Origin of the sequence: Hyphobacterium sp. CCMP332 (genome assembly GCF_014323565.1) — a bacterium.
GTDB lineage: Bacteria > Pseudomonadota > Alphaproteobacteria > Caulobacterales > Maricaulaceae > Hyphobacterium.
In genome coordinates, this window is sequence record NZ_CP058669.1 from 247178 (window position 1) to 269115 (window position 21938).

Annotated in this window: 22 protein-coding genes; 7 read left to right on the plus strand and 15 right to left on the minus strand. The window is 61.4% G+C overall.

What is annotated here, in order from left to right:
* Window positions 1-57 precede the first annotated feature (57 nt).
* Window positions 58-429 carry a PleD family two-component system response regulator gene (locus tag HXX25_RS01280; protein ID WP_187166730.1) on the plus strand — a complete coding sequence of 124 codons (372 nt, stop codon included), beginning with the start codon at window positions 58-60 and terminating at the stop codon, window positions 427-429.
* 4 nt (window positions 430-433) lie between these two features.
* Window positions 434-1270 (plus strand): protein-glutamate O-methyltransferase CheR, encoded by an 837-nt coding sequence (locus HXX25_RS01285; protein WP_187166732.1) that lies wholly within the window; start codon window positions 434-436, stop codon window positions 1268-1270.
* A 30-nt stretch (window positions 1271-1300) separates the two neighbouring features.
* On the opposite strand, the gene HXX25_RS01290 is transcribed toward HXX25_RS01285, so the two are convergent.
* A complete protein-coding gene (locus HXX25_RS01290; RefSeq protein WP_187166734.1) occupies window positions 1301-2026 on the minus strand; it encodes a hypothetical protein in 726 nt (241 codons plus the stop codon).
* A 114-nt stretch (window positions 2027-2140) separates the two neighbouring features.
* Complete coding sequence (gene ctrA, locus HXX25_RS01295; RefSeq protein WP_187166736.1) at window positions 2141-2836, minus strand: response regulator transcription factor CtrA; 696 nt, start codon at window positions 2834-2836, stop codon at window positions 2141-2143.
* Window positions 2837-3055: 219 nt separating this feature from the next.
* On the opposite strand from ctrA, the gene HXX25_RS01300 reads away from it, so the two are divergent.
* The 4 genes from HXX25_RS01300 to HXX25_RS01315 all read left to right on the plus strand — a co-directional run bounded on the left by HXX25_RS01300 (window position 3056) and on the right by HXX25_RS01315 (window position 7043).
* Window positions 3056-4870 (plus strand): hypothetical protein, encoded by a 1815-nt coding sequence (locus tag HXX25_RS01300; protein WP_187166738.1) that lies wholly within the window; start codon window positions 3056-3058, stop codon window positions 4868-4870.
* Window positions 4871-4958: 88 nt separating this feature from the next.
* Window positions 4959-5222, plus strand: a complete 264-nt coding sequence (locus HXX25_RS01305) for a zf-TFIIB domain-containing protein (protein ID WP_187166740.1) — start codon at window positions 4959-4961, stop codon at window positions 5220-5222.
* Between the two features lie 82 nt (window positions 5223-5304).
* Window positions 5305-6630, plus strand: a complete 1326-nt coding sequence (fliI, locus tag HXX25_RS01310) for a flagellar protein export ATPase FliI (protein ID WP_187166741.1) — start codon at window positions 5305-5307, stop codon at window positions 6628-6630.
* The gene (locus HXX25_RS01315; protein ID WP_187166742.1) at window positions 6627-7043 is read left to right on the plus strand and encodes a flagellar FliJ family protein; all 417 of its coding nucleotides are present in this window, start codon (window positions 6627-6629) and stop codon (window positions 7041-7043) included. The genes fliI and HXX25_RS01315 overlap by 4 nt, the downstream gene beginning before the upstream one ends.
* A gap of 168 nt (window positions 7044-7211) precedes the next feature.
* Here HXX25_RS01315 and HXX25_RS01320 read toward each other — a convergent pair whose 3' ends face one another.
* Entirely contained in the window at window positions 7212-9317 is a 2106-nt protein-coding gene (locus HXX25_RS01320; protein ID WP_187166743.1) for a TonB-dependent receptor domain-containing protein, read from the minus strand.
* Window positions 9318-9449: 132 nt separating this feature from the next.
* Between HXX25_RS01320 and HXX25_RS01325 the strand changes: the two genes are divergently transcribed.
* Entirely contained in the window at window positions 9450-10469 is a 1020-nt protein-coding gene (locus HXX25_RS01325; protein ID WP_187166744.1) for a DUF6607 family protein, read from the plus strand.
* 54 nt (window positions 10470-10523) lie between these two features.
* Here HXX25_RS01325 and HXX25_RS01330 read toward each other — a convergent pair whose 3' ends face one another.
* The 12 genes from HXX25_RS01330 to HXX25_RS01385 all read right to left on the minus strand — a co-directional run bounded on the left by HXX25_RS01330 (window position 10524) and on the right by HXX25_RS01385 (window position 21850).
* Window positions 10524-10979 carry a hypothetical protein gene (locus HXX25_RS01330; RefSeq protein ID WP_187166745.1) on the minus strand — a complete coding sequence of 152 codons (456 nt, stop codon included), beginning with the start codon at window positions 10977-10979 and terminating at the stop codon, window positions 10524-10526.
* A gap of 60 nt (window positions 10980-11039) precedes the next feature.
* The gene (locus tag HXX25_RS01335; protein ID WP_187166746.1) at window positions 11040-11978 is read right to left on the minus strand and encodes a hypothetical protein; all 939 of its coding nucleotides are present in this window, start codon (window positions 11976-11978) and stop codon (window positions 11040-11042) included.
* Window positions 11978-12298 carry a hypothetical protein gene (locus tag HXX25_RS01340; RefSeq protein WP_187166747.1) on the minus strand — a complete coding sequence of 107 codons (321 nt, stop codon included), beginning with the start codon at window positions 12296-12298 and terminating at the stop codon, window positions 11978-11980. Before HXX25_RS01340 ends, HXX25_RS01335 begins: the two co-directional genes overlap by 1 nt.
* 9 nt (window positions 12299-12307) lie before the next feature.
* Window positions 12308-13105 (minus strand): AAA family ATPase, encoded by a 798-nt coding sequence (locus tag HXX25_RS01345; RefSeq protein WP_187166748.1) that lies wholly within the window; start codon window positions 13103-13105, stop codon window positions 12308-12310.
* Window positions 13102-14109, minus strand: coding sequence for a flagellar biosynthesis-like protein (FlhF) (locus HXX25_RS01350; protein ID WP_187166749.1), 1008 nt, complete (start codon window positions 14107-14109; stop codon window positions 13102-13104). The genes HXX25_RS01345 and HXX25_RS01350 overlap by 4 nt, the downstream gene beginning before the upstream one ends.
* Before the next feature lie 3 nt (window positions 14110-14112).
* A complete protein-coding gene (gene flhA, locus HXX25_RS01355) occupies window positions 14113-16119 on the minus strand; it encodes a flagellar biosynthesis protein FlhA (RefSeq protein ID WP_370543749.1) in 2007 nt (668 codons plus the stop codon).
* A 110-nt stretch (window positions 16120-16229) separates the two neighbouring features.
* Window positions 16230-17594: a sigma-54-dependent Fis family transcriptional regulator gene (locus tag HXX25_RS01360; protein ID WP_187166751.1), complete on the minus strand. Its 1365-nt coding sequence runs from the start codon at window positions 17592-17594 to the stop codon at window positions 16230-16232.
* 38 nt (window positions 17595-17632) lie between these two features.
* Window positions 17633-18016 (minus strand): flagellar motor switch protein FliN, encoded by a 384-nt coding sequence (gene fliN, locus HXX25_RS01365; protein WP_187166752.1) that lies wholly within the window; start codon window positions 18014-18016, stop codon window positions 17633-17635.
* Between the two features lie 11 nt (window positions 18017-18027).
* Window positions 18028-18696, minus strand: a complete 669-nt coding sequence (locus tag HXX25_RS01370) for a FliH/SctL family protein (protein ID WP_187166753.1) — start codon at window positions 18694-18696, stop codon at window positions 18028-18030.
* A gap of 12 nt (window positions 18697-18708) precedes the next feature.
* On the minus strand, window positions 18709-19746 hold the full coding sequence (gene fliG / locus HXX25_RS01375; protein ID WP_187166754.1) for a flagellar motor switch protein FliG: 1038 nt from the start codon (window positions 19744-19746) through the stop codon (window positions 18709-18711).
* Window positions 19746-21413 carry a flagellar basal-body MS-ring/collar protein FliF gene (fliF, locus tag HXX25_RS01380; RefSeq protein ID WP_187166755.1) on the minus strand — a complete coding sequence of 556 codons (1668 nt, stop codon included), beginning with the start codon at window positions 21411-21413 and terminating at the stop codon, window positions 19746-19748. The genes fliG and fliF overlap by 1 nt, the downstream gene beginning before the upstream one ends.
* Before the next feature lie 146 nt (window positions 21414-21559).
* A complete protein-coding gene (locus HXX25_RS01385; RefSeq protein WP_187166756.1) occupies window positions 21560-21850 on the minus strand; it encodes a DUF1153 domain-containing protein in 291 nt (96 codons plus the stop codon).
* Window positions 21851-21938: the final 88 nt, after the last annotated feature.

Below are 21938 nucleotides of genomic sequence, written 5' to 3' on the forward strand. Positions count from 1 at the left end.
AGCGCGCGACGATTCTCCTTCAGACGCTGATCCATGCGTCACGGAGAGATGAGCGCCATGAAAACCTGCCTTGTCGTGGACGATAGCCGCGTGATCCGAAAGGTCGCCCGCCGCATCATCGAGGGGTTCAAGCTGAATTGCGAGGAAGCCGCAGACGGTGCGGAAGCGCTGGCCTACTGCCGCAAGACCATGCCCGACGCGATCCTGCTCGACCGAAACATGCCGGTCATGAACGGCATCGATTTCGTCAAGGCACTCCGTCAGGAGCCCAATGGCGACACGCCGGTCGTTGTTTTCTGCACCACGGAAAATGATGTGCCCTCGATCACCGAAGCGCTGCGCGCGGGGGTCGACGAATACATCATGAAGCCGTTCGACACGGACATCGTGCAGTCGAAATTCCAGCAAGTCGGCCTGATCGGGGAATAAAACCATGTTGGACGCCGCCGCCATCAAAACCATTTCCGAGGAAGCCCGCCGCCGGGCCGGCATCGCCATCCCGCAAGCCCAGACCTATCTGGTCGAGGCGCGGCTGGCACCTGTGGCCCGATCAGAGGGCTATGACAGTCAGGCAGATCTGGTGCGGGCGCTGGAAAGTTCAAAGGATGATCGTCTCTGGCGGCGCGTCGTCGAAAGTCTGGCGGACCATGAGACGTGGTTCTTCCGCGACCCGGCACCGCTGGATCATTTCATGGCCGACATTCTGCCGGTTCTGGCCCGGGTGAAGGCCCGCAAGGCGCCGATCCGCATTCTGTGCGCCGGGTGCGGCACGGGGCAGGAAGCCTGGTCGCTTGCCATCTTGCTCGAAGAGCAAAAGGCGCGCCTCGGTGCCATGGATATTGAAATTGTCGGCACCGATATTTCCCGTCGTGCCATAGAGCGGGCGCAGTCGGCGGCCTATTCGCAGTTCGAGGTCCAGCGTGGTCTTTCCATCCACCGCCTGATCGAACATTTCGAACCGCATGGCCAGCAATGGGTGCTGAAAGATTCCATCAAACGCTGGGTCCGGTTTGAGCGCGGCAATATTCTCCGGCCCTCCGAGGGACTGGGCACGTTCGACATCATCTTCTGCCGCAATGTGTTGTCAGGGCTCACACTGGATGCGCGCCGTCATTCCCTGCGCATGATCTCGGAACTTTCGGGTCCGGCCGGATATCTGGTGCTCGGGCAAGGCGAAACCATCGCGGGTGCCGGCGAATACTATCGCGCCATGTCAGGTGCGCGCAGCGTCTATGCCCGCACCATGGAGACCGCCCAGCAGGCCGCCTGAAAGGGTTTGCCTGCGGGCGAAGTCAGCTGATTATTCCACCGCCCCGATCAATTCCGGGCGCAGCGACATTTGTTCCGCCACCGATTCCGCCAGATCGCGGGTAGCCAGGCGCATGGTGTCCAGCCCGGCTTCATCGCTGAGCGAGGCCGCGGCATGGATATCGTAATACCCGTTCCCGTGACCATTCGGCAGTGTGTAGGCATAGCGGTGAATGACCTGTGCTTCGGCGAAGTAATGTCCGTCCTCTTCCGGATCCGGACCATAGGCGAGGCAAAGGTCCAGCCGTTGGCCATAGGGCGCGTCCGTTTCGGCCACGACCGTATGTTCGCCGCTCTCGCAGAAGTATTCCGGCAGCGGTGGCAGCCCGGCTTCCCCGGATGACGCTTCGCCGTCCGATGTGGTCTCATGACGCGAGATATCGAAATCGAGGCCGAGCGCCCATTCAAACTCACCTCCGGTGCCGGGCATGGCTTCTTCGGTATCGTCATAGATCCGGGTCAGCTCTGCGGTCAGCGCAAAGGGATCACGGACCCGGTAATGCGAGGTCAATTCGGCGCTCTGCGCGATGAAGCGGCTCCAGTTCGCACCGAAGGAATCGACGTCATCAATCTGCTGGAGCGTTGACTGGAGAAAATCCAGATAGGCGTCGACCTGTTCCTGCGTGGCGGTGTCGATATCGGGCATGTTGGGCAAGGTCAGCGTTTCGTTCTGAACGGCAGAAAGGCTGGCGGCCAGAAGCGCAGCGGAAATCAGCATGAAAACTCCCCTTTATCTGCGAACAAGACTGCCACATTCCGGAAATCAGGCAAAGAAAAAGCCCGGAGCGGGGGCGCCGGGCTTGTCCTTCAGTCAGGTCGGAGAAGAGGCGGGTTACGCCACATTCTTCTGTTCGACCGGGTCGCGGAGCACATAGCCGCGTCCCCAGACGGTTTCGATATGGTGTTGACCACCGGTCGCAGCCGCGAGCTTTTTGCGCAGCTTGCAGATGAAGACGTCGATAATCTTCAGTTCCGGCTCGTCCATGCCGCCATAAAGGTGGTTCAGGAACATTTCCTTGGTCAGCGTATTGCCCTTGCGCAGCGAGAGCAGCTCCAGCATCTGGTATTCCTTGCCGGTCAGGTGAACGCGGTGTCCGTCCACTTCCACGGTTTTGGCATCCAGATTGACGCCGATATCGCCGGTCTTGATGATCGATTGGGCATGGCCCTTCGAGCGGCGGACAATGGCGTGGATACGTGCGACCATTTCGTCCTTGTGGAACGGCTTTGTCATGTAGTCGTCGGCGCCGCAGCCCAGACCGCGCACCTTGTTGTCAATGTCGGCATTGCCGGTGAGGATCAGGATCGGTGTTTCGATCTTGGCCAGACGCAGCGTCTTCAGAACGTCAAAGCCGGGCATGTCCGGCAGGTTCAGGTCCAGAAGGATGATGTCATAGTCGTAGAGCTTGCCGAGATCGACGCCCTCTTCGCCCAGATCGGTTGTATACACATTGAAGCCTTCCGACTTCAGCATGAGATCGATGGATTGCGCTGTCGCGCGATCATCTTCAATCAGCAAAACCCGCATGGATATTCTCCGCCCCGCTAGTCCGGCGAATCACTTCGCCGTTGGTTCCATGGTTAACGTGCTTCGGACGGTAGATGCAAAGCGTTAACGAAAGTTAACCGCGAATTGACTCAAATGGCAGAATCGAGTCCGTCCGCGATTCGTTCCGTTTTCAATTTTGACTCGGCTTTTTGCCTGTATATGCATAAGGTTGAGTCAGATCAGCGGAGGTAACTCGCCATGCAAATCAGGCTCGGCACGCTCATCGCATTAATATTTTCTGCAGCTGTTTTTGCGCAAGGCACCGTTAATTGGTCGATTTTGCCCAATGCGCGAACCGGTACGCCAGACGAGGAACTGACCTTTCTCGCGACCCTTTCCAACGCCCGGAATGTGACGATGACCTGTCAGCCACGTTTTGGCGGCTTCTTCACCCGTCCGGGTGGTGTGAGTGGCCGGGCGCAATTCTTCACCTATGACGGCACCACACTCGGCGATACCGCAAACGGCTTTGTCGATATCCCGGCCCATTCGAGCCAGAACTATGTAGTGGTGGTAACGGTCGACCGCGCCTATCGCGGCAATGTTCTGATCCCCATCCGCTGTACCGATCCGGACAACACCATTTTCGACCTTCGCCGAATCCCGCTGGTCAATGACTTCCAGGTCGTGATCGAGGCCGGCAATCCACCCGATATCGTGATGATTGGCGACACACTTTCGAATGATGGTGTCGCCCGCATCGGCACAACCGGACCCCGCGCGGCGCTGATGACGATGGCGGCCGTCAATATCGGAGGGCCCGCTACAAACTTTATTGTCGTGCCGGAAGTCACCGGCTTTTCAAGGCTGCAGGCCGGTTATCGTCCGACGATTTGCGAGACCGATGCGGCTGGCGTGTGCACCGGGCCCGAGGACACCATTGTGCGTGTGGCGGATTGGCCCACGAATGAGGTGCGCCTGTTCGCCGTTCGCCTGCGTGTGCCGCCGCAGAACGGCGTACCGAATTATCCGGACCAGCTGCGTTTGCGGGTGCGGGCAGCGCCCGAGCCGGACACAACCGGGCTTGATCGGCCTGCTGATTTCGCGGGCGACTGGAACCAGCTTCTGGATGCCATGTTCGGCGGGTACAGCTCTGGCGTGGAAGCCAGGGCACAGCCTCCGTTTGACGATATTATTGCGCCCGTTCAGCAATGCGTAACCCAGGTCGACGGCGATACCGGCGGCGAATTTGCGCGATCCGGCGGTTTCCTTCTGGTGTCGCAGGAACAGGGCAGTGGCGGACCGGTCGAACTGGACGGATTTCTGGAATTCGCCGACGGTCAGTTCCAGATGGGGGTCATTGATTTTTTCCGTCCCGTTCAGCTGGAATTTCCGTCTGAATCCGGTGCCGGCACGGCCCGAATTGCGGGGGGTGGTTCCGGTACGGTTCAGGAAACCGACCGGAATTTTCCCGTCGCGCTGGTTGCTCAAAACGGAGATCGCGGTGTCAGAATTCACTGGGACGCACAAGGCGGCGGGCTGGTCGATATCGCGCAGGCGGGCTCGGCCCGCTGTGCCGGCGCGCCACCAAGTCAGGATGTTTCGCCGGAGACGCCGGCCGGATGGTTCTTCCGGGCCGCATTCGGCCGCAATCCATTCAATGAAGTTCAGGCGAGTCCTGCGATCAACACGGAAACAACAGTCAGTCTGGGAGAAGCTGGCGGGACCGGCTTTGTCGCTACCGGCGCCGGAGACGCGCCCCGCCTGCTGGACGGATTCGTACCGCACCAGCCTGCCGTCAACGGACTGACCCAGGCACAGATTGACCTTATGTATGACGCATCGCTCGGCGCGTTGCGAATTGCCAACCAGGCCGGTTATGGTGGGGTATTTGTCCCGGCTGACGTCGATACCAGCGGCAATGCGCCCGCGTTTCGCTGCGGCGTCATGAGTTTCACGGGAACGATCCCGACCCGCGACACGCCCGGCTCGAACCAGGATGGCGGCGTAACGATCATTCTTCCCATCGACGAGGACCCGGAAGAGCTTGGCGATGGGGAGTGTATCCAGTAGCGGGAGGGACAGCTTTCCTGCAATTCCCCCTTATCGGGCAGTCCGGTTTCACTAGATAGCAGAGAAATCTGCTTGAAGGAGCGTCCCGATGAAATGCCCGATTGATGGTGAAACCCTGGTGATTGCTGACCGGTCCGGCGTCGAGATCGATTATTGCCTGAAATGCCGCGGTGTGTGGCTGGATCGCGGCGAGCTCGACAAGATCATCGAGCGCGCCGAAGCGCCGCGTGCCGCCGCACCCCAATCGGGCGCATGGGAAGGTGATCGCCAACGCGACGTCCGGCGTCACGACGAACGCCGGCCCAAGCGCCGCGAGAGCTTTCTGTCGGAACTGTTCGACTTTGAACTTTAGGCTGCGCCGTTTACGTGGTCCTAACCGCAATTTGCTAGCTTGAACCTTCAAAGCGCCCAGAACGGGCGTTCGAGGATCAAGAATGCAGGCGCTACTCGACCGAATCGAATCACTGGACCCGCGCGTCATGACCGGACGCGTGACGGGCATCAATGGTTTGCTGGTCGAGGTTGAAGGCCCGGCGGCAGGCCTTGCGCTCGGCTCGCGTGCCAATATCGATACCGCTCAGGGCGAAGCGATTTGCGAAGTCGTCGGCTTCAAGGGGCAATCCGCCATCATGATGCCGTTCGAGCCGGTGGACGGGGTTCGTCCCGGTGCCCCGGCGCGGCTGGATCCGAATATTGCCACCGTCCGCCCGTCCACGGGATGGCTGGGCCGCGTCATCGACAGTTTTGCCAATCCGCTCGATGGCGGTGCGGCTCTGCCCAAAGGGCCCGTCTCCTATCCTTTGCGCGGGCGTCCGCCCTGTGCGCATGGCCGTGGACGTCTGGGCCCGCGCATGGATCTGGGCGTGCGCGTTCTGAATGTCTTTACGCCCATGCGGCGCGGACAGCGCCTTGGCGTCTTCGCCGGGTCCGGTGTCGGCAAATCGGTGATGATGTCCATGCTCGCCCGCAATGCCGACGCCGATGTCATCGTCATCGGTCTGGTCGGCGAACGAGGCCGTGAGGCGCGCGAATTTGTCGAAGACGTGCTGGGGCCGGAAGGCCGCCGTAAATCCGTTGTCATTACAGAAACCTCTGATGCGCCGGCACTGGCCCGCCGGCAGGCCGCCCAACTGACCCTCACCGTGGCGGAGTATTTCCGCGACAAGGGCAAGAATGTCCTCTGTCTGATGGACAGCGTCACCCGGGTCGCCCTGGCACAGCGCGAAATCGGTCTGGCCGCAGGCGAGCCACCAACGACGCGCGGCTATACGCCGTCTGTCTTTGCCGAATTGCCGCGCCTGCTGGAGCGCGCCGGGCCGGGCCCGGATGGCACCGGCTCGATCACCGGCATTTTCACCGTGCTGGTCGATGGCGACGATCACAATGAACCGGTCGCTGACGCCGTCCGCGGTATTCTGGACGGCCATATCGTTATGAGCCGCGAGATCGCCGAACGCGGCCGCTATCCGGCGATTGATGTTTTGCGCTCGGTCAGCCGGGTTGCACCGGAAGTTTACGAGAATAATGAAGCCGATCTGGTTCGCGAAGCTCGCCGCAGCCTCTCGGTCTATGCAGACATGGAAGAATTGATCCGGCTGGGCGCTTATGCCGCCGGATCGAATAAAGAGACGGACCACGCCATTGCGCTCAACGGTCCGCTCGAAGCATTCCTCGGTCAGGGGAAAGATGAAGCCACATCCATTGATGAGAGCTTTGCAACTCTGGCCGGGATTTTGGGTGGTGATGGAGGTACCTCATGACACGATCTCATGAGCCATTGATCCGGCTGGCCCGGTTCAAGGTCGAAGAATTACAAAAACAGCTGGCCGATATTGATCGCGTGCGCACTTCGCTCAATGATCAGATCGAACGTCTGGAAGCGTCCGTGCCCGAAGAACAGGCCGCCGCAACCGATAACAAGGACGGCTATATCGCCTATGGCAGCTATGCTCAGGCGGTGATCAAGCGAAAGCAGAATATCCGCTCCTCGCTCGACGAGGTCGACCAGCAGGCGGATGGCATCCGCGAACGGCTGGAAGCCGCCTTCCGTGAGCTCAAGAAGTATGAGCTTCTCGAAGAACGCCGGGTCGCCCGCATCGAGGATGCCTTGCGCGCCGAGGAACAGGCCGAGCTCGACGAGATCGCCCAGACCCGTCGTCGTCAGGCGCATTAGCCAGATTTCAAATGCGACAGAGTATTTCCTCGCCCTTGATGGGGGAGGTGGTTGAGCGAAGCGAAACCGGTAGGGGTGAGGATGCCAGTCACCCCACCCGGCCGGACCTGGCGGTCCGTCCACCCTCCCCATCGAGGGGAGGGGAAATTCGGGTCGGCAAAGTTGAGTTTACCGCCCGCCACTCCAGCTAACACCGATGCGGACGCTGCGGCCCGCTTCGCTTGTGCCGGCAAACACCCGCGCATAATCCACATCGAAGGCGTTATCGATGCCAGCGGATAGCGTAACCGGCGAAGTCTCGCCGGGCTGCCATCGCGCATAGAGATCCAGCGTGGCATAGCCATCACGTTCTTCCGCCGCCATTGCTGTCTTGTCGAAGGCGCCCGCAATCTCTGCCCGCGCGCCGAGCACGAGGCGATAATCCTCCAGCCGCCAGCGGCCATCGACAAATAGCCGCGCAGGCGTCAGCGAGCCGACCGGCGCACCCGTCGCATCATTCTCGCCGTCGGTCGCTGACAGCGCGGCCGTCAGCCCGAACGCCCCGCTCTCGTAATCCAGCTGGATTTCATATCCGGTCAGCGTGGCTGACGAGACGTTCGCACTGTTTGTCGTTCCCGCCGAACAGGGCAGGAAGGGCGGCGCAAAACAGGTTGGGTCAAAGTTGAAATCGACCGACAGATTGATCAGGTCCGCAGCTTGCGTTTCGAACCATGAGCCCTTGATTTCCAGCCGGTCGCCCGGTCGGAACGTCCCGTCGAAGGCGAGGCCGGCACCGATCTCGAGGGTTTCGGTACTTTCCGGACGCAAGGCCGGATTGGCGATGAACCGGTTGGAGATAAAGGTCGGCGCGCCCAGAACCGGGTGTGGCAGCGAGAAGTGCGTGCCGTCGAGATAGATCTCGTTGACGGAGGGCGCGCGGAAGGCTTCGGCCCAGTTGGCAAATAAAAGGAGAGTGTCATTCGGCGCATAGCTGACGCCGAACCGGCCGGATGTCGCATTATCGCTATTGCCGCCGGCAAGCGCGGATTCGCTCTCATAGTCGTCCAGCCTTATGCCGGGGAGCAGCACGACCTCGCCCGGCAGACCGAAGGGTTGATGGGCGGTGACTTCCAATTGCGCGAAAAGCCCGGAAAACCGGGTCGATGCATCTGGCACACCGCCCCGCACATTGCCCGGCGCAGTCGAGTCAAATCCCGATTGTTCGTCTTCATAGATTTCACCGCCAACGGTCAGCGCCGCCTCGGCCGGGCCGAGGCCGAATTCGAAGCGCTGATCCGCGCGGATACCCCGGCTTTCCAGTTCGCGATCCACAACGCGTCCGCCCACGGTCTCGGTTTCCTCGACAATAGAGGTCGACTGGAACAGGGTGACATTGAGATCGAGGACGGTGCCGGCGGGAGCAATTGCGCCCGACAGTCGGAAAGTGTCCGTGGTGATGTCCTTGTCGACCAGCGGGTTGAGCTGCCCGGTCGGATTATTGCCCTGACCATTATTGGGCTCGGTGGCTTCGGCCCGCAGCGCTTGCCACGATCCTTCGAGGCGCACGCCCGGAGCCGCATCCAGTCCCAGCTTGAACAGGCCGGAAACGGATTGATCATCGGCGGGCAATTCATTTCCGGACCCGAGCGAAATATCCCCGCTGTCGCGCCGGGACAGATAGGCGAGCGCGTCCAGCGGGCCATTGACGCCATAGACCGCGCCGGACACGGAGAATTCCTCATCGACAGAACGATAGCCCGCCGTCGCGCGCGCACCAAATGACTGACCCTCAACCAGCAGGTCGCCTGCATCTGCGGTTTCAAAGGCGATGACGCCACCCGACGCGCCGGAACCATAGAGCGCGGAGGCCGGGCCGCGCACGGATTCCACAGAAGAGAGCAGAGCCGGGTCGACAAAGAAAATGCCGTCATGGGCGGAGTTGAAATTTTGCCGGGCCCCATCCAGCAGCAGGGTGACATTTTCACGGGACTGACCACGAATGGTCAGGGTCTGGCCGGTCCGGCGGGGGCCGCCGCCCGCCTCCACGCCCGGGATCTGCCGCAGCAGGGTTTCCAGCGAATACGGATCCACCAGTTCCAGCGTCTCCTGATCAATGACCGAAACCTGCCCCGGATAGGAGAAGGCGGGAATTTCGGTCCGCGTTGCCCGCACGATGATGATGTCCTCGCTGGCGGCCTCATCATCTGTACCGGTTTGCTGGGCCCGGGCATCCCCGGAAAATCCCAGAAAGGCGAGCCCGCAGGCAGACGAAAGAAGGGCAGCGCGCAAATACATGGGAGATCCTTTTTGCAAATCGTTCGCAGAAACCGTCCTGCGCTCATTGCCACCTCATAATTGCGATTGCAAGTGCGAATCATTCGCGATACCAGTGGGGCGGGTTTCACATCAGACACACGGGAAATGGCCATGATCATCAGACTTGTTCTTGTCGGCGCGTTCACCATCGGGTTGACGGCCTGCGCCACCACAGGCGTGGCAGATATGACTGCGACAACCAGCGCACCGGCCTTTGAGCGCAGCGAGGCGGAGTTCCAGCGCGATCGCGAAGCCATTCTGGCGATGGCGGGCGAGTATGACGTGGTCTTCGATTTCCGCGAAGTGGTCGCACTGCAAGCCGGTTACGAGTTTGCCGATGACAAGCGCACCGGTGCCTGGGAAGTTGTCAGGGTTATCGAGGACCGGGGGGATTTCATTTCCCTGCAGCACTTCCTGCTAACCAGCGAAGACGACGATGCCATGGTCATCAAGCACTGGCGTCAGGACTGGGAATACCAGCCCGCCCGCATGATGGCCTTTCAGGGCCATGATGACTGGGACATGGTCGAGATCGGTGCCGCTGAGGCCTCGGGCGCGTGGTCGCAGAGCGTCTATCAGGTCGATGACAGCCCGCGTTATGCCGGCCTCGCGCGCTGGGAGCATGAGGGCGGCGTTTCGACCTGGGAACCGGACACGTCATGGCGTCCGCTGCCCCGCCGCGATGACACCACCCGCACCGATTATCAGGCGATTGAGGCCGTCAACCGCCACGTCGTGACGCCGTGGGGCTGGGTGCACGAGCAGGACAACACCAAGCTGATGGTCGACGAGGCCGGCCAGGCCACGCCGCTGGTGCGTGAAGTGGGCATCAACACCTACACCCGTACCGACTTGCCAAACGACGAGAATGCTGACCGGTATTGGGCCGCGACTGAAGACTACTGGACCCTCGTCCGCGAATACTGGGATAATCTCGAAGCAGAAACCGCCGGGTTCCAGGTCGAAGACGATGCCGAAGGCACGCTGCTTTACGGACCGATGCTGGATGCCTCCATGCGAATCTTCTTCGGTGCAGAAACGACCGAAGGTGCATGGCAGGAAACCCGGGAATTGCTGAATGCCCAGGTCGAAATCGACGGTTCCGCCGATCAGACAGCACCCGCTGAATAACCACCAACACACTGTCATCCCCCGGAGAGACCGGAGGATGACAGTGCTGCCGGGTTACTGAGAGAAGAAGCCTTCAAACAGCGGTTCGGCGGATTCGCTATAATAGAGGGCTTCGGGCACATCCCGGCGCACGGCTGCGCGTTGTTCGAAGAAGGCGGCGAAGACGGGTGCCTGCGCGTCCGGCGTTCCGAATGCTTCGACGAAGGCGGCTTGCAGCGGGTCCAGATCGCTGTCCTCGACGAGCACCCAGACATGGGTGAGGGCGCCATCAGCAAATACAAATTCGGCCAGCCGCCCGGCACCGAAATAGTCATAGCCGTCACAATCGACCTGAACATGGCGCGTCATGGCCAGCGGCATTTCCGCCGGATCCAGCTCGCGGACCGTATGGCTTTCGCACAGGACGGAAAAGTCATGTGCGTTGACGGGCTCACCAAATTGGAATTCGGCGGGGACGGCGGGGTTGAAAGGCGCTGTGCTGAGCGCAGCCGTAACAAGTAACTCTAACATAATGCGATCCTTTGGAGTTTATCGCCCGAAGGATGCAGGTCATACGCAATCTGGATGCAATCAATTGCCGTCTGTCAGCATAACCGGGCCCGAACGGCGTCGCGGTGGTGTCTCCGCGTCGGCTTCGCTCGGCGGAAGGGCCGCGTCCGGTTCGTTCACCGGCCCAGCGTCCGCCTGATCTGTCTCTGTTTCGGCTTCATGACCGGTTTCCGGCTGAGCTGCTTCCGCATCGGAAGGCAGGGGGGCCCGGTAAATCTCCACAATCGTCTCCATGCCGGACCGCTGAATCTCGGCTTCGGTGACTTGCGCAACGGGCTCGACCGGCGGTGCCGCATCCGCTGGGGCAGCAGCATCGCTTTCCACAATCGTTTCAGCTCGCGGCGGGGCGCTGATTTCCGGTTCGGCCAACTCGCTCTCAATATTCACGTCCGCTTGGGGCGGGGCACTCATTTCAGGCGCGGCGGGTGCGGTCTCGGCAAGGTGTCCGTTTTGGGCCGCTTCCGTGTTGGCCTCAGCGCTCTCTGTTTCCGCCGCATCTATGGGCGTGACAGGCGATGCAACCGGCCCCAGGGGCGGACACATGCGCGGATCGCAGGACCGAAGCGTCAGGATCAAATCCTCGGCGCCTGAAATTTCGCCGGCTTCCGACGCTTCGACCCAGGCATGAAGAAAGCGCGGAATGCCGGCCGACTCGGCCCAGACGCGCTCAATGTAATAATCGATCCGGCCATCACCATTGGCCTGCCAGCGCACGGTCTCCAGCCCCTGACGCCGCTCCGACCACTGGCCGCCATAAACCACTGCATTGGACTGGCCGACTGCCACGAATGCGTTCGAGCCGTCCACCATTTCGAACCGGTAAATGACCGGGTCCGTCTGGTCCTGCGCCACTTCCATGCGGGCATCGGCGGGCATCCGCACGCAGAAGCTCCAGCCCGGCATGGAACACCCCGTCGGCAGAAACAGGCTGGCCAGCAAGGAGGAGGTGAGCGCGATCATCAGCGCCGCCCGAACCGTCCCCGGGCCGCAAAGAGGAGACCGATCAGAACAAAATAGATGAAAAGCCGCGCCAGAAGGACGAGACCGCCGCGTTCATCCAGCCGCGCCAGCATCAGATCAAACGCGAAATCCGGCGTGACACCCGTCGCAATCCGCAGGAAATAGGGGGTGATCGTATCGGCCACAAAAGCCAGGCCGACAACGACCGGCAATTGCGAGGCCCGGCGCATGATCAAGGCCCCGAACAGGGACCAGACCAGAATCAGCCACCAGTCCGTGGCTGTGAAACCGCCCGAAAGTCTGTCGAGTATTGCGTCCATGGGACCACCTTACGCGGCTTCGCGCCCTGCGGCGAGGGCCGAGGCGAGTTTTGCGATATCGCACATGGCGGCGCAATTCGGCGAACGCTGGTTGAGTGGCATCTGCGCCCGGATCGTCAGCGGCACATGCTCATCGCGGGAGACAATACCGGCAAGCGCGGGCGCAAATCCGAGAAAACTCTGACAGGTCTTGCGAAAAGCGGCGTAGGCTTCGCGGGCCTTCTCGGCTGTCGGCGCATTGTTGACAACGACCAGTGGCGCCGCCGTCTCATCGCGAATTCGCAGGCGTTTGACGAAGGCGTAGGCATCTGTCAGCGAGGTCGGCTCGTCATTGATCACGATCAGCACGTCATCGGCCGCCATCGCCATCCGCATGGTGGAATCATCGGCGCCAGCGGCAAGATCCAGAATGGCGCGTTCATAAGACAGGGCGATGGTGGCGCACGCGGCCGCCAGACGGTTTACCGCATCCGGCCGCATGCCGGCGAGACCGCCAGAACCCGATCGTCCGGCAATTACATCAAATCCGCCCCGTTGGCGCGCCCCGCCCATGACCGGCTGACAGGCATCTTCCAGCAGGATTTGCCCGGACATGACCGCGGCCAGATCGGCATCCGGCGAGAGGCCGAGCTGGACGTCGATATTCGCCATCCCCAGATCACCATCAATGAGCAGCATACGCTCGCCCTGGGCGGAAAACGCCTGTGCCAATCCGGCGGCAATCAAGGTTTTTCCCACACCGCCTTTTCCGGACGCAATGGCAAGAATCCGTCCTGCGGGGGCATTGCTTTCGGGAAGGAAACTCATGCCTCATCTCCCTGAAGGCTGACATCGTCGGGCAGATCGTGAAGGTCGAGCAGCGTCCGCGCGAGGCGCAAGGGCGTCGCGGGTGCCAGCCCGGCCCCGATATAGGGACTGGCGGAAACATGGGCGAAGGCCAGACCCGCTTCGCCGGCGGCCAGGATCGCGCCCTTGCGCCGGGCGCAATCGGCCTTGCCGATAATGGTGCGCCGCGCGCCGATGGAGGCATAAAGGGAAGCTGATTCCGTCACGTCTTCGGGCGCTTGCCCGGCATCGATCACGGCTATGATCTCGGCTTCTGTCGCGGCGGCAAAAGCAGCAGTCATATCCAGATCATCCAGATCAAAGGGATTGCCCGCCGGGGCATCGACCAGCAGCAATTGATCGCCGGCATTCAGCGCATAGTTTTCTGCTTCCCGCGGATCATCGGCAATTGCGTAGGCAAAGCCCAGCTTGTCGGCAAGTTCGGAAATCCGGGCTTCTGCCCCGGCGCGTTCGCAATCAGTGGCCAGGATCAGAACCGGCACATTCGATGCGGCCGCCCGCGCCGCGATGCGCGCCAGCGTCGCGGTCTTGCCCGCGCCGGGCGCGCCTGCAAACAACAAGGTCTGTCCCGCTTCCACGTCCAGCGGCGCAAAGCGATACCGGCTCTCCAGCGCTTGCGCGAGCGAATGAGCCGCAGTCGCGTCTTCCTGCATGTCACAAAATCGGGCGAGCGCTTCAATCGCGGCATCCGGCACCCGGTGAAAGCCGAGGGCGCGGATGATCCGGTCGACGCCGTCGCTGTCATCGCCGCGCTGACGCCGGACATCCCGATGGATGCGTTCGGCGCGTTCGCGCGGTGCTTCGATCACATCCCCGCCGCGCGGCTTGTCAGAGGCGGCCCGCACTTCGACGCCGCCGCCCGGCGCATCACCGGTGGCCACAATGATGGCATCCTCACCCAGATCGCGGCGGATATTCGCCATCGCCTCGGCAAGGGAAGGGGCGGAGAAGGTCTTCAGCCGCATGGCCTAGATATGCCCCATGGTTTTCAGACGAGCAGTCGGGTGAATTTCATTCTGGCCCATGACGATCGTATTGGCGCGGAAGCGTTCCACCAGCGACCGGACATAGGGCCGCGTTCCGGGGCTGGTCAGAAGGACAGGTGTTTCGCCCTGTGCGGCAGCGCGCTCGAAAGCGTCGCGGACGGCGGCGACAAACTCATGCAGTTTCGACGGTGCCAACGCCAGTTGCTTGCGATCACCTTCGCCCATCATGGCTTCGGCAAAAGCCTGTTCCCATTGCGGTGACATGGCCAGAACCGGCAATTGTCCGTCCGCGCCGGAATTCGCATGGCAGATCTGGCGGGCGAGGCGGCCCCGCACATGTTCGGTGATCGCATCGATATGCTGGGAGAAGGCGCTGGCTTCGGCGATGCCTTCCAGAATGGTCGGCAGATCGCGAATGGAAATCCGCTCCTTCAAGAGGTTCTGCAGGACGCGCTGGATGCCCGCCCGTGTGATTTGCGACGGCGCAATATCGTCGACCAGCTTCTTGTGCTCCTTGGACAGGCCGGCAATCAGTTTCTCGACCTCGGCATAGGACAGGAGTTCGGCCATATGCTCGCGCAGGATCTCGGTAAGATGCGTCACCAATACTGCCGACGGATCGACAATCGTATAGCCGCGGAAGGTGGCTTCCTCGCGCAGATTTTCGTCGATCCAGGTGGCAGGCAGACCAAAGGCCGGCTCCTTCACATGGTCGCCGGGCAGGTCGATCTGCTGGCCGTGCGGGTCCATGACGAGCAGATGTTTCAGCTTCACCTGACCGGAGCCGGCCTGCATCTCCTTGACCCGGATCGTATAGTCATTGGAGCCGAGACGCATATTGTCGATAATGCGGACGGACGGCGTTACAAAGCCCGTTTCCTCCGCCATCGTCCGGCGCAAGGCGCGGATCTGGTCGGTCAGCTTGCGGCCTTCCACGTCATTGATCAGCGGCAGAAGGCCATAGCCCAGCTCGATCTTCAATTCGTCCAGCGCAAGCGTCTCGCCAATGGGCGGTTCTGCGGCTTCGGTTTCCGCACTCGCCTGAACGGTCTTGGCCGTGATCGCCGCTTCGGCCTCGTTCGATTTTCGATTGGCCGTCAGGCCCAGACCGATCGCGCCCGCCGACATCAGCGCGAAGGGGATTAACGGCATGCCGGGCAGAAGCCCGATCACGCCCGCCGTTGCGGCGACCATATAGAGGCCCTGCGGATTGCCCGCGAGCTGCTTGTAGAGCGCTTCGTCGGCCTGACCTTCAACACCGGCCTTGGAGACCAGAAGGCCCGCCGCGACGGAGATGATCAGTGCCGGAATCTGCGACACCAGGCCATCGCCGATGGTCAGCGTGGAATATGTGGAGGCGGCCGTGCCGAAATCCATACCGGACTGGGCAATCCCGATGACCATGCCGGCGATCAGATTGATAGCGGTGATCATGAGGCCGGCCATGGCATCGCCGCGTACGAATTTCGAGGCACCATCCATGGCACCGAAGAAATTGCTTTCGCCTTCCAGATCGCTGCGCCGTTTGCGGGCCTCGTCCTCATTGATCAGACCGGCGGACAGATCGGCATCAATCGCCATCTGCTTGCCGGGCATGGCGTCGAGGGTAAAGCGCGCGGCAACTTCCGCGATCCGGCCCGAGCCTTTGGTAATCACGACGAAGTTCACGATCACCAGAATGATGAAGACAATAACGCCGATCACGACATTGCCCTGCATGACGAAGGCACCGAAGGCCTCGATCACCTGACCAGCCGCATCCGTGCCTTCTGCGCCGTTCGACAGGATCAGCCGCGTCGAGGCAATATTCAGGCCCAGACGCAGAAGCGTTGCGATCAGGAGAACCGCCGGGAAGGCGGAAAATTCCAGCGGCCGCTTGATGAAAAGCGCCGTCATCAACACCAGAACCGACAGCGAGATGGAAATCGCCAGTGCGATATCCATCAGGACACGCGGCATGGGCAGGATCAGCATGACCAGGATAGCCATGATGCCGACGCCCAGTGCCACATCACCGCGTAGACCCTTCTTCAGGAATCCGAGAATATCAAACCCGCCGGAGCCGGTTTGTGAGGAGGCCGTCGTGTCCGCCATTCAGATCAGGCCGCTCCTGCGCGCGTGTCACCGGGCGCGGCAACGCTGATGCCTTGCTCGGTGTAGAGTTTGAGCTTGTTACGCAGCGTCCGGATCGAAATGCCGAGAATATTGGCCGCATGGGTCCGGTTGCCGAGGCAATGGTCCAGCGTTTCCAGGATCAGATCCTGTTCCACCTCGGCGACCGTGCGGCCGACCTGATGGCGCTGGGCGACATCGGCGGCTTCCGCGGCCCGCGAGGCCGGATTGGTGGCGCCGCCGGTAAACAGCGAGCCGTCCGGCATGCGAATGGCTTCCGGTCCGATTTCCTGCCCCGAGGCAAGCAGCACGGCGCGGTGCATGGTGTTTTCCAGTTCGCGCACATTGCCCGGCCATTGCCGTGCCAGCAGCGCAGTCTTGGCGCTCTCGGAGATGGGGCGGTCGCCGATACCATTGGCCGCTGCATATTTACGGGCAAAGTGTTCCGACAGGGCGACAACGTCGGCCGGGCGGTCGCGCAGTGGCGGCAGTGCGAGATTCACCACGTTCAGCCGGAAGAGCAGGTCTTCGCGGAAACTGCCGTCCGCGACAGCCTTGAGCAGGTCGCGGTTGGAGGTGGCCAGTACGCGGATATTGATCTTGACCGGACCGGACCCGCCGACACGGTCAATCTCGCGCTCCTGCAGGGCGCGCAAGAGTTTGGCCTGAAGGCGGGCATCCATTTCCGAGATTTCGTCGAGCAGCAATGTGCCGCCATTGGCTTCTTCAAACTTGCCGACGCGCCGGGCGACCGCCCCGGTAAAGGCGCCTTTCTCGTGACCGAACAATTCGGACTCGAGCAGGTTTTCCGGGATCGCAGCGCAGTTGACCGAGATAAAGGGTGCGGCCGCGCGTTTGGACTTGTTGTGCACGTAGCGGGCCATGACTTCCTTGCCGGAACCGCTTTCGCCGGTGATCAGAACGCTGGCGTCGGATCCGGCGATCTGGTTGGCAAATTCGATGACGGTCTGCATTGACGGATCGCGGGCAATCATCGGCTGTTCGTCATCCGCGACGGCGGCGAGGACGGCAGCAATGAGGTCGGCTTCCGGCGGCAGCGGGATGAATTCCTTCGCCCCGGCGCGAATCGCCATGGCGGCGATGTCCGGCTTCACGTTGACACCGCAGGCCACGACCGGAACGGTGATCCGCTCGGCTTCGTTGGCCGCAATCAGGGCCGCGATATCCAGCGAGGCGTCGACCATGAGCAGATCGGCGCCGCGTCCGGCGCGCAGATGGCTGGTGGCCTGATTGATGGTATCGACCTGGGCGACTTTCGCCCCGCGATCAATCGCGATTTTGGCGGCGGTGTGGAGTTGGCCACCGAGGCTTCCGACGATGAGCAAACGCATGGGCTAGCCCTCCTTGCCATTACGGGATGAAGTTGCGGTCATGCCGAATCTCCATCCTTGATGATTTCTGTCATGGTCACGCCCAGCCGGTCATCGACGACGACGATTTCGCCGCGCGCGACCAGCCGGTCATTGACGAAAATGTCGATCGCTTCGCCCACTTTTCGTTCCAGCTCGACCACCGAGCCGGCCTTCAGTTTCAGAAGTGAATTCAATTCGATATGGGTTTTGCCAAGCACGGCAGAGACATTGACGGGAACATCAAAGACCGGAGACAGATCAGTCGCCGTCTTTTCGTCTTCATCTGCGAGCGTCTGAACGATCTGGGCGGCATCACCGTCCGTCGTTGTCGCCGGCACGTCACTGCCGGAACGGGTGTCGGAGTCAAACTCCGGCAGGTCGAGATCACTGTCTTGGGACATTTCGGTCTCCTTTATCCTGCCGCCGCCTGCGCGCCGTCCTCGTCGCAGGCGCGATCAGGTGCGGCATCTTCTTCTGGCGCGGCCAGCCAATCGGCGATCAGCGACTCGACACGCGCTTCAATATCGGCCTGAGTGCGCTCCACGCTGCCCGTTCCCCATTCAAGGCGGCAGTCCGCGCCGGTGATGTCGGGGTTGGCGCGCACGATAACCGCGCCTTCAAAGCCGGACTCTTTCGCGGTCTTCTCGAGGACTTCCGCCACAGGTCCGGCGATGGCTTCGGCGCAATGCACGTTGAAACGCGGTTCTCCGCGCAAATCTTTCATGACCGTGGCACAAAACCCGGTGATCGCTTCGCTGGCATTGTCGGCAATGGCGGCCCCGGCCAGCTTCTTTGCCGTGATCAGTGCCAGTTGTGTCGAGCGCTGGCGCAGGGTTTCGGATTCGGCTTCCAGCCGCGCCAGAATGAGCTGCATCTGTGAGGCAACAGCCCTTACGGCATCGGCCTGAACCGCGGCCGCTTTTGCGGCTTCGGAATTCTCGCCATCGGCAAAGGCTTGCTGGCGCACTTCCTCGACTTCCGCAGCCGTCAGGATCTGTTTGATCCGTTGACCATCGCGCAGCACTTCGCCATCGGCCGAGAAGACCCTGTCGAAGTCGAATTTTGGCAATGGCTGGGTCATTCAGTCCTTGTCCTAGTAAATCAGCTCGTCTTCGCCGCCGCCTTCGGCGAGCAGGATTTCGCCCTTCGCAGCGAGGTCCTTGGCGGTGGCAACCATGGCTGTCTGGGCCTGGTCGACGTCTTTCAGCCGGACCGGACCCATGGCGGCCATGTCGTCCTTGAGAATTTTCGCGGCGCGTTCCGACATGTTCGAGAAGAACAGATCGCGCAAACTGTCCGAAGCGCCTTTGAGCGCCAGGCCGAGCTGACTCTTGTCGACGGCGCGCAGCAAGGTCTGGATGCCGCCCGGATCAAGCTTGGAGAGGTCCTCGAACACAAACATCAGAGCGCGGATCTTTTCGGCGCTGTCGCGATTGCGCTCTTCCAGTGCCGCGAGGAAGCGGTTCTCGGTCTGGCGGTCGAAATTGTTGAAGATGTCGGCCATCATTTCGTGACTGTCGCGCTTTGACGTACGCGCCAGATTGGACATGAATTCGGTCCGCAGCGTTTCCTCAATCTTGTCGAGAATTTCGCGCTGCACCGGCTCCATGCGCAGCATCCGCATCACCACTTCCAGCGCGAAATCTTCGGGCAGGGCGCCCAGCACGCGGGAGGCGTGCTCGCCCTTGATCTTGGACAGAACGACGGCGACGGTCTGCGGATATTCATTCTTCAGATAGTTGGCGAGGACAACTTCGTTCACATTGCCCAGCTTGTCCCACATGGTGCGGCCGGCGGGGCCGCGCAGCTCTTCCATGATGCCGTCGACTTTTTCACCGGGCAGAAAAGAGGTGAGCAATCGCTGGGTCGCCTCGAACGAGCCCATCAGGGAGCCGCCTTGAGAAATCTGGCTGGCAAAATCGACGATCAGCTTTTCAACGGCTTTGGCGGACACATTTCCGAGATTGGACATGGCCTGGGAGATTTCGCGAATCTCTTCCTCGTCCATCATTTCCCAGAGCGAGTGCTGTTCCTCACCCAGGGCCAGCAGGATGACCGCGGCGCGTTCCGGACCGGCCAGCTTTTGGGGGTCCTCAATGACCCGTTTATTGCTTTCGCGCGCGATCGCCATCAGCCTTCACTCATCCATGTGCGGATGATCGACAGGGATTCATCCGGGTGGGAATTGACGACGCCTGAAACTTTCTTGATCGAGGAGGCCTTCACCTGGCCGTCAATCTTGGCGATGTCGATTCCGTCATCGACGTATTCGGGCATAGCCGCAGCACCTCCGCCGCTTGCGCTCTGCTGCTGCAACTGCTGCCCGCTGGAATCGGCTATGGCCGCATGCGCACCTTCGGACTCGATCCGGGGTCCGCCGCCGCCCGCACCGGCGATCGCCATGGCCGGCGCAGCTGAGGCCGCGCCCTTGGCCAGAGGCCGGGCCACAAGGAAGATCACGAGCAGGGCGGTCAGGAACATCACGCCGATTTCCGCGGCCCGCATGATGTCGTCCTTGTTCAGGGAGAGGCCGGAAGCGGCCGGCGTGCCGACATTCGGATCCGCGCGGGAGAAGCGTATATTGGTGACTTCAAGACTGTCCTGACGGCCATCCTCGATCTGTGTAAAGCCCATTGCCGAGCGAACGAGCGCTGTAATCTGGGCCATCTCCGCTTCGGTCCGCGGCACATAGGTCGGCGTTCCGTCCTCGGCGATCTCCACAGTGCCATCGACTGCCACCGCGACCGACAGGCGTTCGATGTCGCCGGCTTCGGTAACCCGCGTTGTGGTCGTGCGGGACAGGGCAAATTCCTGGGCATCGTTCGACGTCGATGACTCATTGACCGATTGCGGCCCGTCGGAAGCCGCGGCCTCGTCGCCCGGAAGGTTTTCGGAAGCGGACACGGCATTCGCTGCGCCATCCACTTCACGGTCGGTTTCCTCGGACCGTGTCCGGCTGCGTAATACGGAACCTTCCGGATCGTAACGCTCTTCGCTCTGGGTCACGGAATTCCGGTTCAGGTCGGCACTGACCTGAACCCGTGCTGCGCCGACACCGACCACGCCCTCGACCAGATTGAGGATGCGGCGGCGATACTGTTCCTCGATCGAGGCGCGCTGGCTCTCCAGTGCGATCGAACCGAGACCATCACCTTCTTCCGGGCTGGCCAGAAGGCGGCCGGTCGTGTCTGCGATAGTGATGTCTCTGGCAGAAAGGCCATCAACGGCACTCGCCACAATATTGCGGATGATGCCGGAATGCTCGCGGGTCAGTTCGCCGCGCGAGGAGATCACGATGGAGGCGGAGGGTTGAGCCGCATCACGCTCGAACAGGCGGCGCTCGGGCAAAACAAGGTGCACGCGGGCAGAGGTAATAATGTCCAGCGATTGAATGGTGCGCGCCAGTTCGCCTTCCAGCGCGCGCTTGGCATTCATGTTCTGGACAAAGCTGGTCGCCCCCAGGGCATCAGTTTCGTCGAAGATTTCATAGCCGACCGAGCCGGAATTGAGTGCGCCGCCGCTGGCGACACGCACGCGCGCCTCATCGACCTGATTGCGGGCGACATAGATAGAAGCGCCGCCATTGCGGAATTCATAGGGGATGCCGGCCGTGTCCAGCGCTTCACTGACGCTTGCCGAATCGGAAGGGTCCAGTCCGGCATAGAGCAGGGCCTGACTGCCACCACCCATATTGAAGCTGAAATAGAGGAGGGCCGCGGCCAGCCCGGCGCTCAAGCCAAAAATGGCTATGAGACGCATGGCGCCGATCGACCGCAATTGTTCCATCAGACTGTTCACTTAGGCGTCCTGCCGATTCGTTGCGCTGCTTTCGAAGCAGCAACCCGGCAAGTTTTTCCCACTGCCCGCGTAAACGAGGGTTTAATATGCGGACGCCCGGCTCAAAGAACCGGGCGTTTTTCGCAGTTTTTACTGATAAATCCGGTTCAGGCGCCCATTGGATTGGGTTTGGCCCGGTAATGTTGAATGCGCGTTGTCCGCAATCCGGCAAGGCCGTGCTTGTCGATGGCACGCTGCCAACCGAGGAATTCCTCGACCGTCAGGCGATAGCGTTCGCACGCTTCCTCAAGGGTAAGGAGCCCCCCGCGGACGGCGGCCACGACCTCTGCCTTGCGGCGGATTACCCAGCGTTGGGTCGATGGATTTGGCAAATCCGCCAGTGTCAGCGGGCTGCCGTCCGGACCAATGACATAATTTTCCTTACGCCGTGCATTCATAACCACCACCCTGTAATTTCACCCGTTGGACGCTCTTTGTCGTCCTTGTTGAGGAGGGTTATACGCGCAGCCTCTTAAATTCCGCCTA